This is a genomic window from Octadecabacter sp. B2R22, from assembly GCF_018861045.1.
GTDB lineage: Bacteria > Pseudomonadota > Alphaproteobacteria > Rhodobacterales > Rhodobacteraceae > Octadecabacter.
The window spans coordinates 700,735-717,999 of the sequence record NZ_JAHKQJ010000010.1; the positions used below are offsets into that span (position 1 = coordinate 700,735).

At 55.2% G+C, this 17,265-nt stretch carries 16 protein-coding genes; 6 read left to right on the forward strand and 10 right to left on the reverse strand.

All coding sequences use genetic code 11. The features are described from left to right. Positions 1-52: 52 nt before the first annotated feature. The gene (locus tag KO486_RS16305) at positions 53-1,015 is read right to left on the reverse strand and encodes a TAXI family TRAP transporter solute-binding subunit (protein WP_289847979.1); all 963 of its coding nucleotides are present in this window, start codon (positions 1,013-1,015) and stop codon (positions 53-55) included. Positions 1,016-1,251: 236 nt separating this feature from the next. Between KO486_RS16305 and KO486_RS16310 the strand changes: the two genes are divergently transcribed. The 5 genes from KO486_RS16310 (at position 1,252) to KO486_RS16330 (ending at position 6,535) form a co-directional block, all read left to right on the forward strand. Further along, positions 1,252-2,583 carry an aspartate aminotransferase family protein gene (locus KO486_RS16310; RefSeq protein ID WP_216038331.1) on the forward strand — a complete coding sequence of 444 codons (1,332 nt, stop codon included), beginning with the start codon at positions 1,252-1,254 and terminating at the stop codon, positions 2,581-2,583. A gap of 36 nt (positions 2,584-2,619) precedes the next feature. Then, positions 2,620-4,560, forward strand: coding sequence for a cache domain-containing protein (locus tag KO486_RS16315; RefSeq protein ID WP_216038332.1), 1,941 nt, complete (start codon positions 2,620-2,622; stop codon positions 4,558-4,560). 33 nt (positions 4,561-4,593) lie between these two features. Then, entirely contained in the window at positions 4,594-5,235 is a 642-nt protein-coding gene (locus KO486_RS16320) for a response regulator (RefSeq protein WP_216038333.1), read from the forward strand. 130 nt (positions 5,236-5,365) lie between these two features. Further along, positions 5,366-5,911, forward strand: a complete 546-nt coding sequence (locus tag KO486_RS16325) for a YaeQ family protein (protein ID WP_216038334.1) — start codon at positions 5,366-5,368, stop codon at positions 5,909-5,911. Positions 5,912-5,926: 15 nt separating this feature from the next. Further along, positions 5,927-6,535, forward strand: coding sequence for a 3'-5' exonuclease (locus KO486_RS16330; RefSeq protein WP_216038381.1), 609 nt, complete (start codon positions 5,927-5,929; stop codon positions 6,533-6,535). A gap of 472 nt (positions 6,536-7,007) precedes the next feature. Here the strand turns inward: KO486_RS16330 and KO486_RS16335 are convergent, their stop codons facing one another. The 8 genes from KO486_RS16335 to KO486_RS16370 all read right to left on the reverse strand — a co-directional run bounded on the left by KO486_RS16335 (position 7,008) and on the right by KO486_RS16370 (position 15,319). Next, positions 7,008-8,126: a Gfo/Idh/MocA family oxidoreductase gene (locus tag KO486_RS16335; RefSeq protein WP_216038335.1), complete on the reverse strand. Its 1,119-nt coding sequence runs from the start codon at positions 8,124-8,126 to the stop codon at positions 7,008-7,010. 1 nt (position 8,127) lies between these two features. Beyond that, entirely contained in the window at positions 8,128-9,183 is a 1,056-nt protein-coding gene (locus KO486_RS16340) for a sugar phosphate isomerase/epimerase (protein WP_216038336.1), read from the reverse strand. 21 nt (positions 9,184-9,204) lie between these two features. Then, positions 9,205-10,326: a Gfo/Idh/MocA family oxidoreductase gene (locus KO486_RS16345; RefSeq protein ID WP_216038337.1), complete on the reverse strand. Its 1,122-nt coding sequence runs from the start codon at positions 10,324-10,326 to the stop codon at positions 9,205-9,207. Continuing rightward, positions 10,319-11,083, reverse strand: a complete 765-nt coding sequence (locus KO486_RS16350; RefSeq protein WP_216038338.1) for a sugar phosphate isomerase/epimerase — start codon at positions 11,081-11,083, stop codon at positions 10,319-10,321. The genes KO486_RS16345 and KO486_RS16350 overlap by 8 nt, the downstream gene beginning before the upstream one ends. Positions 11,084-11,099: 16 nt before the next feature. Then, entirely contained in the window at positions 11,100-12,179 is a 1,080-nt protein-coding gene (locus KO486_RS16355) for an ABC transporter ATP-binding protein (RefSeq protein ID WP_216038339.1), read from the reverse strand. A gap of 5 nt (positions 12,180-12,184) precedes the next feature. After that, positions 12,185-13,081 (reverse strand): carbohydrate ABC transporter permease, encoded by an 897-nt coding sequence (locus tag KO486_RS16360; RefSeq protein ID WP_216038382.1) that lies wholly within the window; start codon positions 13,079-13,081, stop codon positions 12,185-12,187. Position 13,082: 1 nt separating this feature from the next. Further along, positions 13,083-13,934 carry a sugar ABC transporter permease gene (locus KO486_RS16365; protein ID WP_252734846.1) on the reverse strand — a complete coding sequence of 284 codons (852 nt, stop codon included), beginning with the start codon at positions 13,932-13,934 and terminating at the stop codon, positions 13,083-13,085. Positions 13,935-14,077: 143 nt separating this feature from the next. After that, positions 14,078-15,319 carry an ABC transporter substrate-binding protein gene (locus KO486_RS16370; RefSeq protein WP_216038341.1) on the reverse strand — a complete coding sequence of 414 codons (1,242 nt, stop codon included), beginning with the start codon at positions 15,317-15,319 and terminating at the stop codon, positions 14,078-14,080. Positions 15,320-15,481: 162 nt separating this feature from the next. Here KO486_RS16370 and KO486_RS16375 point away from each other — a divergent pair, with 162 nt between their 5' ends. Continuing rightward, positions 15,482-16,501, forward strand: a complete 1,020-nt coding sequence (locus KO486_RS16375; protein ID WP_303435217.1) for a LacI family DNA-binding transcriptional regulator — start codon at positions 15,482-15,484, stop codon at positions 16,499-16,501. A gap of 170 nt (positions 16,502-16,671) precedes the next feature. Here KO486_RS16375 and KO486_RS16380 read toward each other — a convergent pair whose 3' ends face one another. After that, complete coding sequence (locus KO486_RS16380; RefSeq protein ID WP_216038343.1) at positions 16,672-16,956, reverse strand: hypothetical protein; 285 nt, start codon at positions 16,954-16,956, stop codon at positions 16,672-16,674. Positions 16,957-17,265: the final 309 nt, after the last annotated feature.

Below are 17,265 nucleotides of genomic sequence, written 5' to 3' on the forward strand. Positions count from 1 at the left end.
CGTTCCGGGGCCGAAAGGATCGGCCCCGGGTTTGTTTTGGGTAAAGTGGCGATTACTCGATCAGGCCAGCTTCTTGGTAGTAGCGTGCTGCGCCGTCGTGCAGCGGAGCAGACAGGCCGGCAGATGCCATGTCAGCTGGGTCCAAGTTTGCGAAAGCAGGGTGCAGGCCGCGGAAGTCGTCGATGTTGTCGAACACGGACTTAACCAGTGTGTAGACGACGTCTTCGGACACATCAGCGGAGCTTACGAACGTCGCACCAACACCAAATGTCATAACGTCGTCGTCGTTACCGCGGTACATTCCGCCCGGGATTGTCGCTGAACGGTAGAAGGAGTTGTCTTCAATCAGCTGAGCCACAACATCGCCAGAAACTTCTACTAGCACGGAATCACATGCTGTAGTCGCTTCAGAGATGGAACCGGATGGGTGACCAACGGTGTAAACCATCGCATCGATCTGGTTGTCGCAAAGTGCTGCGGACTGCTCGGACGCTTTCAGCTCTGTGGCCAGTGCGAAATCGTCTGTTGTCCAGCCCAAGGCTTCCATCAGAACTTCCATTGTACCGCGCTGACCGGAACCTGGGTTACCGATGTTGACGCGCTTACCTTGAAGGTCCTCAAAGGATGTGATGCCGCTGTCGGCACGTGCCACAACTGTGAACGGTTCAGGGTGAACCGAGAAAACAGCCCGAAGGTTTTCGAATGGGCCAGATTCTTCGAAGCGGGATGTGCCGTTATAGGCGTGGTACTGCCAGTCGGACTGAGCAACACCAAATTCCAATTCGCCTTCGCGGATTGTGTTGATGTTGTAGACCGAACCGCCTGTGGATTCGACGGAACAGCGGACACCGTGGTCACGGCGGCCTTGGTTAACCAGACGGCAAATCGCGCCACCAGTTGGGTAATAGACACCGGTGACACCACCGGTACCGATTGTGATGAACTCTTCGGCCATGACGGTAGGCGCTGACATTGTAGCAGCGACTGCAACAGCGGCAAAAGTTGAGATTTTCATTCGGATCATTGACGTTCTCCCAAGAACTAATTTGTTTTGGGACGGGTAATTGCGAGCATTGGCGTGGTGCCGTTGCCCGTCTTGTTGTTCCGCCCCAGTGCAGCAATGCAGGAGATTCCTGCTTGTACCTCGACTGTCTCAGTGGGGGCGAAACCTGTCTATGCGCGTAACTACCTATATCCCGACACCCCGAGTCATGAGAGGATTTCGGAAAATCTGGGTCGGAGTTTCCCGCCATGAATCACGTCTTTCCACGTCATTCGAAATCATTGCCGCCGACTGGTCTTGCAGGGGATGGCGTTTATTTGATCGACGAAAATGGCAATCGCTATTTCGATGGGTCAGGCGGTGCTGCGGTGTCTTGTTTGGGGCACAGCGACCAAGATGTGATCAATGCGATCAAGGATCAGCTTGATCGTATGGCCTTTGCCCACACAAGTTTTTTGTCGTCGCGTCCTGCCGAACAGTTGGCAGATAAGCTGATCGAACATGCCCCCGAAGGTTTGGATCGTGTTTACTTTGTATCGGGCGGTTCCGAGGCGGTTGAGGCGGCGTTGAAACTGGCGCGTCAGTACTATGTCGAGATAGGCCAGCCCAAACGGTCCAAGATCATTGCTCGCCGTCAAAGTTATCATGGTAATACCTTGGGTGCGCTGGCTGTCGGTGGCAATGAATGGCGGCGTGCGCCGTTTGCGCCGTTGCTTATGGACGTCAGTCACATCGCGCCCTGTTACGCCTACCGCGAACAACATGCGGGCGAGAGTGAGGCCGACTTTGGCCAGCGGATGGCCGACGAGTTGGAAGCAGAAATCCTGCGGCTTGGTGCAGATCAGGTTATGGCATTTGTGGCCGAGCCCGTTGTGGGGGCTACCCTTGGGGCGGTGCCTGCGGCGGATGGCTATTTCAAACGCATCCGTGAAATCTGCGATCAGTATGGTGTTTTGCTTATACTTGACGAAGTCATGTGTGGGATGGGGCGAACGGGTACGTTATTTGCTTGCGAACGTGACGACATCAGCCCTGATATTTGCACAATTGCTAAGGGTCTTGGGGCAGGGTACCAGCCTATCGGGGCTACGCTGTGTTCGTCCAAAATTTATAATGCGATCGAACAGGGCAGCGGGTTTTTCCAACATGGCCATACCTATGTCGGACACCCAACAGCCTGTGCGGCGGGGTTGGCAGTTGTGGATAAACTTACCTCTGGCTTAGTGGATGGCGTGACTGCGAAAGGTGAGGCGTTACAGGATATGCTGCGTGCAGCATTGGGCCAACATGCGAACGTGGGCGATATTCGCGGACGCGGTTTGTTTGTCGGCGTCGAGTTCGTGAAAGACCGAGACACCAAAGATTGCCTTGATCCAGAGATGAAGTTTAACGCCAAGCTCAAGAAGGCCGCATTTGCCCATGGTTTGATTTGTTATCCTATGGGTGGGACAATTGATGGGGTCCAAGGGGATCATGTGTTGCTCGCGCCTCCGTTTATTTCCACGACGGATCACCTAGACGAAGTCGTCTGCAAATTGACGGCAGCGGTTGCTACCGTCACGGCCGATCTGGGACTATGACTTGATCTGCAACCAAGAACCTAACACAGTTCACCCATGAGGTACTCACTCGGATTTGTTTTGGCGCTGAGCCTAGCAGGGCTGCAATTCATTGCGATCATTATCGTCGTGTCCACGTCTTACGTGTCCTCCGAACGCGCCATGTTGGAACATGCCCGAGGGCTGATGGATGAGGCTGGTGCGAATGCAGCTGAACACACCAAACGGTTTCTTGAACCTGCCACGGAAATCACCGAACAGGCCCGCCGTCTGCTGAACAACGGCCTTGTTTCAACAACATCGCCAGACCAGATGGAACAGTATTTCTTTCAGTTGCTGCGCACGGAAGCCCAGTTGTCGGGGATTTATTACGGGGATGAGGACGGCAATTTCATTTACGTTATGAACAGTGATGGCCCGGGTCCGTACCGGACCAAGTTCATTACCATTGAGGGTGGTCAGCGAACGATTGAATACATCTGGCGCGATGCTGAATACGGCGTCGTTGAACGCAGTTTTGACCCAAGTGACATTTACGATGCGCGGGCGCGGCCATGGTATATTGAGGCAAGCCAGCTGGGATCGCGGATATGGACCGACCCTTATATTTTCTTCTCGTCCCAGCAACCGGGCATCACGGTGGCGGCACCGATCCAAGGCGTGCAGGGGCGGCTAGACGGTGTCGTGGGCATTGATCTGGATATCGCCGACATATCGCTGTTCCTGTCCGATCTTACCATTGGAGATTCAGGCGCAGCTTTTATCCTAAGCGATGATGGCCGTGTCATCGCGCACCCTGACCCAGCCCGCATCAGCACCCGAAACGAGGACGGGACGATGGGGTTCATCGGCATCGATGATTTCAGTGACCCGATCGTGAGGGCAGCCTTTGCTGACTTCGACAGTCGGATTTCATCGTCGACCCAAGCTGTGCAATCAGAGTTCGGGTTTTCTGGCGATCAGTTCATGACCTTGTTGTTGCCTATTCCCGACATTGACCTGCCGTGGAACATCGCCGTTTTTGCGCCGGAAAACGATTTCATCCAAGGCATCAGGGACAATCTTGCGCGCAATATCTGGATTGCTGCGATCATTTCGATTGTGACGGCGGTTGCCGGGCTGATCCTTGCGGAACTGATCCTGAAACCGGTGCGGGCCTTTGCGGTGCGCACATCCTTGGTGTCCCAAGGGGAGGTGTCAACGCGCGCGCCCTTGCCGCGCACCTACAATGAACTGAGCGCGGCGAACGCGACCTTGATCCATGAGATCGCCCAGCGGCGAAAACTAGATGCAAAACTTCAGGAACTTAATCGGGAACTGTCGCACGTAACGCGGGTGAATATGATGGGGCAAATGGCGACGGGTCTTGCCCATGAGTTGAGCCAACCGCTGACGACGATTTCCCAGAACCTCGACACGGCCTTGTCCGTCGCCAAGATGGACCCTGCACCAAACGAGGAACTGATTTCTATCCTGACAGAGCTGGACGAGCAGGCGCACCAAGGCGGGGATATTATCCGTGCTTTGCGGAGTTTTGTGCGCAAAGACAAGGGCACCCCACAGCCGTTCGAGCTCAAGGAGCTTGTGGAGCAAACCCAACGGTTGGTGCGCCAAGAGCTAGAGGCAGGGGCCATAACCATTGATACGCACATCCCTGATCTGCGCTGCGCAATTGGGAATCGTGTGCAAGTCGCGCAGGTTCTTATCAACCTTCTTCGCAATGCAATTGATGCGATCCTTACAGCCGAAACCACCGAGAGAACGATCACGATTTCCGCGCAGCAATTGCCTGACATGATCGAAGTCAGAGTGGCCGATAGCGGCCCCGGAGTTGATCCCGAGTTGACGTTGTTCAAGGAGTTCCAAACCAGCAAGCCGGATGGCTTGGGCTTGGGGCTTTCGATCTCGCGCACGATCATCGAGGCGGGCGGCGGCGACCTTTGGTATGATGAGCCTTCTCAGCAGTTCCGTTTTACAGTCCCCTGTGAAACGCCTTAGGTTAGATCACACCCGAATTTAGGCAGCCCTATCATGGTCGATACTCCGTCCACTCAAACCTCAACCGTTTTCCTAATTGATGATGACGCGGATGTGCGCACCAGCTTGTCGCGGGCGTTGAATAAACGCGGCTTTTTGGTTCGCACTTTTGAGGATGCACGTCAGTTTCTCGACACGTATGATCCCGCCCAACTGGGGTGTTTGGTGCTGGATTACGGTCTGCCGCAGATGGATGGTTTGAAGCTGCAAAAGGTATTGGCAGAAAAGCACATCAGTATTCCGATCATCTTTATCTCGGGTCACGGTGGGGTTCCGGAAACCGTTCAGGCGATGAAGGCAGGGGCCGTGGACTTTTTGGAGAAACCGTTTCGCCAGAAAGTCCTTGTTGATTGTATCAATGCGGCCTTCTTGGCCGATCTCGAAAAACGCGCCGAGGAAAGTCAGCGCACCAACGCGCTGCAACGGTTTGCGACGCTGACGTTGCGCGAAAAAGAAGTTGCCAACTTTATGATCGCCAACCCGTCCAGCACCTCCAGCAAGGAGATCGGGCGGGAGTTGGACATCAGCCCGCGCACGGTGGATCATCACCGCGCGCGGATACTTGAGAAAATGGATATCGGATCGGTGGCGGAACTCATTGATCTGTCACTGCCACAGGCCGACCGCCTCGAATGAGACAGTCATGGGGCGCGGTGGTCTGACGTCCGCTTTCGGCAGGGCATATTCCTGAGTTTGTTTTCTCGTAATGGCCCGTTGTGGGGCGTAAGCGCAGCCCGTACTGTCTTAGAAAGTCAAAGGGCATGTCATGGCGCAAAAAGCGACGATCTACAAAGTTGAACTTTCGGTCTGTGATATGGATCGTCACTACTATGAGACCCATAAACTGACAGTGGCCAAACATCCGTCAGAAACGGATGAGCGCCTGATGGTGCGCATCCTCGCGTTTGCCCTGAATGCCCATGAGCATCTGGAAATGACCAAGGGGCTTTCAACCGATGATGAGCCCGACATCTGGCAGAAAAGCCTGAGTGGTGAGCTGGAACTTTGGGTGGCTTTGGGCTTGCCGAGCGAAAAGGTTGTGCGTCAGTCCTGCGGTAAGGCTGATCGGGTTATTGTGTATAGTTACGGGGGCAGGCCCGCAGACATTTGGTGGGATAAGATCAAAAACAGCACCACCCGTTTTGACACTCTTCAGGTCATGAACCTAACAGAAGACGTCACGCGTGATTTGGGCGCACTGGCAAACAGATCAATGCAGGTGCAGGTAAACATTCAGGACGGCGAAGTTATGGTCAGTGTCGGCGACAGCATCGTCTATGTGACGCCGATTGAGTGGAAACATGCGGGTTAGGTCGCCAAAGACGTGTTGAATAAATTTGGACACCTCACGACGCTGCCCGACGGCCCGTTTCGGTTTATCGCGTTGGATGTAGAAACAGCGGGCAATTCGGTCGGCAGTATTTGCCAGATCGGGCTTTGTTTCGTCGGTGACACGGGTGACATGCAAACCTATTCCGTCTTGATCGACCCAGAAGTGCCGTTCGAACCCTTCAATACACAACTGCACGGGATCAGCGCCCAAACGGTCGCAGGTGCGGGGACATTTCCGACGGTATATGGTGCATTGTTTGAAATCCTGAACGGCCATTCTCTCGTGCAGCACAGCACGTTTGATGAAAAGGCGCTGACCTCCGCCTGCGCGCGGTACGGCATTCCCATGATTACCTCTCATTGGACGAACAGCGTTTCAGTGGCCCGCCAAGCCTGGCCAGAGCTAAAAGGGGCAGGGGGGCATGGCCTCGCGAACCTCAAAAAGCATCTCGGGCTTGAATTTCATCACCATGACGCTGGAGAGGATGCACGCGCGGCGGCCACAGTTGTCTTGAAAGCTGAGGCGACCTTGGGTTCGGCCTTGTCCCATCTTAAGACCAATCGCCAGTTGGCATTTCAGTTTGAAGATCGCGCAGGGCGATAGCGACGATCGAGTTGTTCCTGCGGTGCCAACAACAGGCTGGCCTCGCGGCCTGCGCAAACGTGATGCCGCGCCCCGTTGGCAATGGCCACTTCAGGGGAAGCTGCACTGAAGAAAGTCGGTAAAATGGGCTCTTCGCGGTCATTCTTCGCCTTGCAGCATTTGGCTCTATAGATCGCACGACCACTGCCGCCCACGGCCCAAACCGAACATTGACCAAACCTCGGCCATGCTGTGAGCGCGGCCCGCATTGCCGACATTCGCCGTGAGTACGAAACCAGAGGCTGCTCGAGCTTACACGCTGCGGTACGATCCGGACTTGAGCGGGTGCAGCTACTGCTTACGCAGCATAGGGCCCTCTGTGGCGCAGCAATTTCACCAAGCCGGCCATTGGATCGGGCAAAAACAGTTGCAATTCAAACTGTGAAGTCGTCAGAGCGTCGCGAATGTCTTGATTGCGAAGCCGGTAAAGAGCCTAGGGAAGGTCAATCCAGGTTGCCTTATCACGTGATGACCGCTGGCAGGCGTCTACAAAGCGCACTCCATCCAGCCCCTCTTGGGCTCCCAGCGTTGCGCCGGATAGGTTCTGATTTGTGATAGCGTCCGCTGCCTCTCGATAGAGCGTTGCGAAGGCTTCCAGATAGCCTTCTGGATGGCCCGCTGGAATTCGCGTGACAGCGGTGGCAGCAGGGCTTGCGGCACCACTAGCCCGAGTGATCATCTGGGGCGCGGTCCCCAGTTCGGCAAACCACAGAACGTTCGGGTTTTCCTGTACCCAACGCAGCGATCCCTTTGTTCCATAGACGGCCAAGGTCAGGTTGTTTTCGTTACCAATCGCAACTTGGCTTGCCCAAACATGACCGCGCGCGCCGCCCTCAAATTGCAGCGTGATGCGTGCATCATCGTCGACCAGTCGTCCCGCGACATTTGAACTGAGCGTTGCACTCAGCGACGTGACATGCAGGCCGGTTACAAAACAGGCAAGGTTATGGGCGTGGGTGCCTATGTCGCCAATGGCCCCGCCGCCTGATTGGGCCGGGTCCATGCGCCATTTGGCTTGTTTGTTATCCTCGGCGGGGGCCTCGCTGAGCCAGTCCTGCAGGTAGTTCGCCTCGACGATGCGGATGTCACCAAGTGCTCCATCGGCCACCATTTGGCGTGCCTGCCGGATCAAAGGGTAGCCAGTGTAATTATGGGTAAGAAAGAAATGTCCCTTGGAGGATTTGGCGGCTTCCACCAGGCTTTCGGCTTGTGCCAAGGTCGCGGTCATCGGCTTGTCGCATATGACGGAGATGTCGTGAGCCAAGAACGCCTCGGCAATCGGTCCGTGCAAATGGTTTGGTGTGACGATGGACACAGCGTCAATTCCATCCGATCGCGCGGCCTCGGCCTTCGCCATCTCGTTGTAATCCGAATAAGAGCGATAATCCGCAATGCCAAGCTCAGCCGCGAAGGCGTGGGCGCGTGCTGGGTCAGACGAAAAGGCACCCGCGACCAAATCAAAGCAGCCGTCCAAACGCGCGGCCATGCGGTGCACACCACCGATGAAAGCGCCTTGGCCCCCGCCGACCATGCCGAGTTTTAGGTGAGCCATTTTAGAACCCCATCATTTTGCGCAGGGCCGCCGGATCAGACGTGCCACCTGCGAAGTCGTCAAAGGCCCGCTCGGTCTGTCGGATCAGGTGATCGGCGATGAAGGGCGCACCTTCCGCAGCACCTTGTTCTGGATGCTTTAGGCAGCATTCCCACTCTAGCACCGCCCAGCCATCAAACCCGTATTGGGTGAGCTTCGAAAAGATGCCTTTGAAATCGACTTGACCATCCCCGAGCGAGCGGAAGCGGCCTGCACGGTCGGACCAATCGGCGTAACCGGAATAAACACCCTGTTTGCCCGTCGGATTGAACTCGGCATCCTTGACGTGAAAGGCACTGATGCGGTCGTGGTAAATGTCGATGAAAGCCAGATAGTCCATTTGTTGTAGCAGGAAGTGCGAGGGATCGTAGGTGATCTTGCAGCGTGGGTGATTGTCGAGGGCTTCAAGAAACCTCTCGAACGTGGTGCCGTCGAACACGTCTTCGCCGGGGTGAATCTCAAAGCCAAGATCGACGCCTGCGTCGTCATAGACATCCAAAATCGGCTTCCAACGGCGCGCCAATTCACCAAAAGCTTCATCGATCAAACCCGCGGGCCGCTGGGGCCATGGATAGAGATATGGAAACGCGAGCGATCCGGTGAAGCCGACAGCCCCTTTCAGTCCCAGATTTTTCGATGCTTGTGCAACCTTTGTGACCTGATCCACAGCCCATGCCTGACGCTCGGCAGGTTTGCCATGCAGGTGCACTGGCGCGAAAGCATCAAAGGCTGTGTCATAGGCCGGATGCACGGCGACAAGCTGGCTTTGCAAATGGCAAGACAGCTCGGTAATGGTGACGCCGTGTTCGGCGCAGACTCCGATGATTTCATCGCAATAGACCTTGCTCGATGCGGCCTTGTCCAAGTCAAAAACCCGCACATCCCATGACGGAATCTGCACGCCCTTATAGCCCAAATCCGCGGCCCATTCGACAATGGCGGACAGTGAATTGAACGGTGCTTCGTCCCCCAAAAATTGGGCGAGAAACAACGCGGGGCCTTTGATCGAAGGGGTCATCTTATTCTCCGTAAACTATACTTACGCCAGCAAAGCGCGGGCCGCGTCTGGTCCAAGAACGTCGGGGCGTTCGCAGGTGGTCGTCATTGTCATGACCGTTCCGGTTTCGCCTGCCTCAAGGATCGCGGTCATAACTTCAACCACATGGGTTGCGAAGTCATCGTTGCAGCGATGAGGGCGGCCTTCACCTATGGCCAAGGCCATGTCCGCCAAACCAGCGCCGCGATAATTCGCTTTGGTTTCCTCGAAATTGGGCACGTTGAACGGGTGGTCCCATGACTTTTCAACCGGATCAGCGCCACGTTCAGTAATGGTCAGCTCCCCGCCAAAGAAGTTCGGGTCGGGCAGGTTCATCGTGCCTTCGGTGCCGTAGAGCTCCATGATGGGATGATTGCTGGCAACGACATCCCAACTGGCCAGAAGCGTGATAATTGCGCCATTTTCGAACGACAACACGGAATGGATCGTGGTTGGCGTTTCGACTGGGACTGTTTCCCCGTTGCGCGGGCCGTTGCCAATTGTGCGGGTGTCGCTGGCCATCCCGGTAAAACTTGTGACTTGTTTCACAGGGCCAAGCAGTTGCACAAGATTGCAGATGTAATACGGACCCAGATCAAGGATCGGCCCGCCGCCTTTTTGAAAGAAGAAATCAGGGTTCGGGTGCCAGTCTTCCATACCACTCGACATGACCACAGCCGCGCCAGAGGCAACGTTGCCGATGGTCCCTGCGTCTATCAGATTGCGAGCCAACTGGTGACTACCGCCCATAAAGGTATCCGGCGCCGACCCGATACGCACACCTTTGGCCTTTGCCAGTTCGCCGAGTTCTTGCGCTTCGGCCAAGCTTAAGACGAACGGCTTTTCGGAATAGACGTGCTTGCCCGCCTTAAGAATGGCGCTGGACACTTCGACATGGGCTGCGGGGATCGTGAGGTTGATGATCAGATCAACGTCCCTTGCTGCCAGCAGTCCCTCAACTGTTTCGGCCCGCACGTCGAACTTGGTCGCCTGCGCGTTCGCATTGTCCATGTTGATGTCAGCCACGGCGACAATCTCATAGCCTTTGAACATCGATGCCAGATCCAAGTAGGCCGTCGAAATGTTGCCGCATCCAATGATGCCAACACCGAGCGTCTTAGTCATGAGTATTCTCCCACAGGGTTTTGAATGCTGCGGCGGAACGTGTGGCATAGCCAACCGGATCGCTCGGCTTATCGTGCTCTAACGCATAAATCAGATCGCCAGACGAGCTGCGGCACGCCTGCAAGAGAGCAGCCCAATCAATTGTCCCGGTCCCTAAATCGGCCCATCCGTCCTGATCCAAATTCTCACCGGCGGCGGCGATGTCTTTGACATGGATCGCAGAAAGGCGGTTCCCGTAACGCGCGATATAGTCCAGTGGGTCACGATCGCCGCGCACGATCCAAGCCAGATCGGCTTCCCATGAAATATCGGGTGCCGCGTCCAGCAACACGTCCATCGGAATGCTGCCATCCGCGAGAGCGAAGAATTCAAAGTCGTGGTTGTGCCAACCAAATGTGATCCCAATATCGGCGAATTTTTGGCCCGCAGTGTTCAGACGTTTTCCAAGGGCGGCCCAACCAGCCGCAGTGTCGGGACGATCTTTCTCTTCAAGGTAGGGCGCAAAGACGCGTGTGATGCCGAGAGTTTCGACGATCTTCATCGCGGCGTCAAAATCAGCCTCGATATCTTCCAAACCGAAATGGCCGGACGCCATGGAAATTCCATTGGCATCCATCGCGGCGCGGTAAGCGACAGGGTCACCATAAACGCCGCCGTAGCCCTCGACAGATGTGATCCCAAGAGCGGGCAATTGCGCCAAAAGAGCGATCTGATCTTCGCAATCGCGCATCGAATAAAGTTGGAGTGCTGGTGTCATGTGTTTGGTTCCAGAATTAGAGACGGATTTCAGTTTTCTCGTCGAACAAATGCAGCCGTGCCGCGTCGAAGCCGATTGTCAGTGTGTCGCCTGATTTCAGGCCCGATTGCCCCTCGGTGCGCACGCGAACAGATTGGCCCGCGAAGTTGACCCAAACCAAGGTGTCAGACCCCATAGGTTCCACAATGTCGATCTCTGTGGTGCCTGTGTAGGACATGCCCTGCGCCGCGCCACCGGTGGCGATATGTTCGGGGCGGATTCCCAGCCATGCACCACCATCTGCGCGCGTGCCTTCGGCAAACTCGTAGCCCGCCACGTCAACTGTGAACCCATCACATGTGAACGTCGTGCCGTTCAATTGACCGGCAAACAGGTTCATCGCAGGCGAGCCTATGAAATCTGCAACGTACTTGTTGCAGGGTTTGGCATAGATGACTTCAGGTGTATCCAACTGCTCAATCAGGCCATTCTTCATGATTGAAATCCGGTCGGCCAGCGTCATCGCCTCAACTTGATCATGGGTCACATAGATCATCGTATTTTTCAGTTTTTGGTGCAGGCGTTTCAGCTCCACCCGCAAATCGGTACGCAGCTTTGCATCCAGATTAGACAGCGGCTCATCAAACAAGAAAACATCCACGTCGCGCACCAAAGCACGCCCGATGGCCACTCGCTGACGTTGCCCGCCCGACAGCGCACCGGGTTTGCGGTCCAACAGCGCTTCGATCTGCAAAACATCCGCCACCCGTTCAACGCGTTTGTTGATTTCAGCCTTGGGCACCTTGGCGTTCTTCAGGCCAAACGACAGGTTCCCGCGCACGGTCATCTGCGGATAAAGCGCGTAAGACTGGAACACCATGCCAATGCCGCGTTCAGATGGTTCGGCCCAAGTGACGTTTTCGCCTTTGATAAAGATTTGGCCGTCGGACACTTCTAACAGTCCCGCGATGCAATTCAGCAGCGTGGATTTCCCGCACCCGGATGAACCAAGCAACACTAGGAATTCGCCCTCGGCGATATCGAGGTTGAGTTGCTTGAGAACTTTGAAGGCCCCGAAGTTCAGGTCCAGATTTTTGATTTCTACAGAGTTTGCCATGATTATCAGCCTTTGACTGCGCCAGCGGCGATGCCGCGAACAAAGAGTTTGCCAGAGGCAAAATAGATGACGAGAGGAACCAGACCTGTGAGCAGGGTCGCGGCCATGTTGACGTTGTATTCTTTGACGCCCTGCACCGAGTTCACGATGTTATTGAGCTGCACTGTCATCGGGTACGTCGCGGGTTTGGTGTAGATGACGCCGAACAGGAAGTCGTTCCAGATACCCGTCACCTGCAAGATGATCGCGACCACAAAGATCGGCAGCGCCATCGGCAACATGATCTGGAAATAAATCTGCCAGAAGCCTGCTCCGTCCACGCGCGCTGCCTTAAACAGCTCTTCGGGAATAGAGGCAAAGTAATTGCGAAACAGCAGCGTCAAGATCGGCATTCCGAAGATGGTATGCACAAGCACTAGTCCACCGATGGACCCCATGAGCCCGATTTCGCGCAACATGATCACGATGGGATAAAGCATCGTCTGGTAAGGAATGAAGGCCCCGATGATAAGGATCGTAAAGAAAGTCTCAGAGCCTTTGAATTTCCAGTTGCTCAGCGCGTAGCCGTTAATTGATGCAATCGCGATGGAGAGCACGATCGACGGGATCAGGATGCGGACCGAGTTGCCAAAGCCGCGTGATAGACCGTCACAGTTGATACCTGTGCAGGCTTCGCTCCATGCTTTGACCCAAGGCTCAAATGTGATCTCCATCGGTGGACCGAACACGTTGCCCATGCGGATTTCCGGCATCCCCTTAAGCGAGGTGACGATCATCACGTAAAGCGGCAACAGGTAATACATCGAAACGACGATGAGCGTGCCGTAAAGGAAGATATTACCGCGCGAGAATGCCTTCTTTGGCTTAGGTCCACGCGGTCCAGCAGCGGTGTTTGTTGTCATATCAGCCACGTTTCTTGCCTCCAAATTCGAGGTAGGCCCATGGGATCAAGATGATCACAACAGAGCACAACATCATGGTTGAGGCCGCAAAGCCTTGGCCCAAGTTCTGGGCGCGGAACATATATTCGATGACGTATTTGGCGGGCACTTCGGATGACAGACCCGGCCCGCCCCCCGTTTGCGCAACGACCAAATCGTAGAGTTTGATGATGCCAGACGCGATTAAAACAAGCGCCGTGATGAACACTGGGCGCATCATAGGGATAATAACCATCACGTAGGTCTTCACGGTGCCGATCCCGTCAACGCGGGCGGCCTTCCAGATGTCTTCGTCAATGCCACGCAGACCCGCCAGCATGATGCACATGATCAACCCAGTGCCCTGCCACAGTCCTGCTATCAGCAGCCCGTAAATGACGGTGTTCGGGTCGTTGAGAGGGTTGAACGTAAAGCTTTCCCAGCCCCACCCACGCACCACGTTTTGCAGGCCAAAATCAGGGTTCAAAATCCACTGCCAAACAAGTCCGGTGACCACGAAGGACAGCGCAAAAGGATACAGAAAGATGGAGCGGAAGGCGGATTCAAACCGAATTTTCCGGTCAAGGCACGCCGCGAGGCTGAACCCGATCACCAGCGTCAAAATCATCGAACAGATGCCATAGATACCGAGGTTCTTGATCGAGATGATCCACCGGTCGGTGTTCCAAAGACGTTCGTACTGATCAAAGCCGACCCAGCTCGTCTTGGGCAGCATACGTGAGCTGGTGAAAGAGTAAGTTACCGTCCACGCAGTGCCGCCCACAAAGACAACAAGCGCCGTCAGGATCATCGGCAGGGACGCTAGCTTTGCCATCCAGTTTTTGAACAGTCGGCTGGGGCGCTTGCCTTTATGTGAAGGGGGTTCCGAGGCCACGGTCATCGTGTCGGCTCCAAATCAATGAATGTGAGTGGATGTGGTCCGGCAGCCCATGCTGCCGGACCGGATCGATGGATCGCTTAGTCTGCGTCTTCGATCAGCTGCGCATAAGATTCCTGCGCATCAGCGGCCGACATATCGCCCGACCAGAACTGTGCCATCAAATCTTCGATCTGAAGCGTAGTATCCTGTGAAAACGCGATGTCGCCGGATGGCAGAACGCCGCCGTCAGCCAGGATGTCGAGGCCTTTCTGCATACAGCCGTTTGCCGTGGACATGTCGATGTCTCCGCGCACAGGCAGGGAGCCCTTGGCGAGGTTGAAGGACACCTGTGTCTCTGGCGAAATCAACAACGCAGCGAGCTCTTTCTGAGCGGCAGTGATGTCAGCATCGTCGTTGACGGGGAAGTAAAACGCGTCACCGCCAGTATCCAGAACAGGGTTCAGGCCCAGGCCTGGGAGGCAAGAGTAATCTTCGCCCTCTACTTGTTCGGCGACGGCAAATTCACCCTGTGCCCAGTCACCCATGATCTGCGCACCAGCTGTCCCGGTGATGACCATGTTGGTGGCTTGGTTCCAGTCCTGAACATTAGATTCGCGGGCAAGCTCGCGTGCATTCGCAACGGCTTCCCATGCAGCAGTGTATTCAGGACCGCGCGCAACATCGGCGTCTTTGTCGATGTTTACCGCTTTCCATGCGTCCAATCCGGCGACTGCGATGGTGATCGCACCAAATGCGATATTCTGCTGCCAGCCCTGCTGACCCATCGCCAATGGCAGTGTTCCAGCGGCTTGGAGATCGCCGGAGGAGGCTACAAATTCGTTCCAGTCAGTTGGTACGTCGAGGCCTGCGTTTTCATACGCGGCATGAGACAGCCAGATCCACTGTGAGGAGTGGATGTTAATCGGAACACAATAGATGCGGCCGTCGAGTGTGCAGGCGTCCAGCAAAGAGGACGGGTTCACGATGTCGGCCCAGCCACCCGCTTCTGCGACGTCGGTCAGATCAAGAAGCAGGCCTGCTTCGATCAGTTCTTGCGCTTGGCGACCGTGGTTCAACTGTGTCGCGGCCATCGGGTCACCGCCCAAGATGCGGGAAATAATAATAGGGCGCGCCGTGCCGCCAGACCCGGCGATTGCGCCGTCGATCCATGTGTTACCAGTAGCAGTCCATGCTTCGGCAAATTTGGAAACGGCGGCGGCTTCGCCACCGGAAGTCCACCAATGGGTGATTTCTAGCTCAACGCCCTCGGCCATGACCGCTGTTGCTGTTGCCGCTGTGAGCGCGGTTCCCAGCAAAGCAGATTTAAGAATGTTAGACATGTTTTCCTCCCAGAAAATGCGGATACCCGCCAATAAATTTGAGATCGCAATGTGCTCTCCCCACTTTGCAATCGATTACATCATCTTATGGGATTGATGTTTCTGTCAACGGAATATGTAATCGATTGCAGGAATGGTACCAATTGTAGGGTGAGAACGGTCGTGAAAACCTCGACACTTCAGGATGTTGCGCGGGTTGCAAAAGTTTCGACGGCGACGGTCTCCCGGACGCTTTCGAACCCTGATGTCGTGTCCGAATCAACGCGCAGACGTGTTTCAGAGGCCGTCAAAGTGACCGGCTATCGCATTAATCGCGCCGCGCGAAACCTGCGGACCCGGCGCGCGCATTCGGTTCTGGTTCTGCTGCCCGATCTGGCGAACCCGTTCTTTTCAACGATCCTCGAAGGTATCTCTCGAATCCTGTCACAGCAGGGATATTCGATGCTGATTGCCAGCACCAAACAGGTCCACGACAGTGGGGAGCGGCTGATTGATTATTTGGATGATGCCCGTGCTGACGGGATGATTATTCTCGATGGTTGGCTGGACGATGAGGTTTTGCAGATGCTAAAAGACGCCCCGCAAGCCGAGCGTGTTCTCTTTGCCTGCGAGTGGGTCGACGGTGCCAATTTCCCGTCAGTTCGGTGCGAAAACCGTCAGGGTACGCGCATCGCGGTGAACCATTTGTATGACCTTGGACATCGCAAAATCGCCCATGTTACCGGCCCAGAAACTAACGTGATTTCGAACGCGCGCAAAGACGAATTTATCGCCGAGATAACGAGCCTCAAGCTCGCTCTGGAGCCCGAATGGATTATTCCTGGGGACTTCTCTCTTTCCGCCGGTTGTCAGGCCGCGCAGGCGTGGATTGCGCTGAACGATCGCCCCACTGCGGTGTTCTGTGCGTCGGATCAATTGGCGATGGGTTTCATCGCTGAACTGTCACGGCATGACATCAAGGTCCCCAATGATGTATCCGTCATGGGGTTTGATGATATCGATCTGGCCGAGCAATTCATTCCGCCGCTGACGACCATCAAGCAAGACCGTTTGATGATCGGCGAAACCGCAGCAAAAATGCTGATGGCGCGGATTGTTACTCCTAATGAAGAGAATTTAGAACACGCCGCTGTATTGCCGGTATCGCTCGTCATTCGAGACAGCACGTCGCCGCCGACTTGAGGGCACAGGCCCTTGGATTCGACCAACCAAGGGGATGAATTAGATAGGCATACAGTCAAAAAAATTGAGCCCCGATCTCAGTTAAGCGGGTTTAGCATCTTTTGAGCAACCGCTGACATAATTGCGGCCAAAACCCCACTACGCTCAGGCAAACCATGGCCTCCCGCCCGTTACGTTTCGTTGTTGCCGAAGAAAAGAAAGCAGCCATTGGCATCGTGGAGTTGAACGGCAACTTGGTCCGGGAACTGTGAATTCGGCTGCTGATCTTCGCTGCGGTCTGCGTAAATGGCCGTTTCTCGTGCTGCGCGGCGGTATGGGAATTTACGCCACGCGGCATTACTCCCGCCGCGAGCCCGCGCAGCGCAATAATCGAATTTACAGGTTGGGCTCCTTGCCGACATTAGGTCGACCGCAGCATTATTGATTTCAACCAGTGTATGAATGGCAGCTTTCACGCGAGCGCCGTGCAAACAATGCCAATGCAGAGAATGATCGGATTCCGCCCTAATTTGCCGTATCCAGCACCCCTCTTAAACAGTTTATTACTTGTTGTTATGCCACTCATGTTATTTGCATTCGCTTGAGCCAGCTATGAATAAAGGCCTTATCGGAGGTGCATAAATCGGGTGCAGACCTGATCTGACGGCTAACCGCCAGAACCTCGTGCACAGCAGTCGAGTTTTGTGCTCAGTTTGGGGGGCGTCAGGGCAGGGGCTCTGTGCTCAGTGCAGTTTTCGAAACCAAGGGCGGGAAGCATGCGTAAT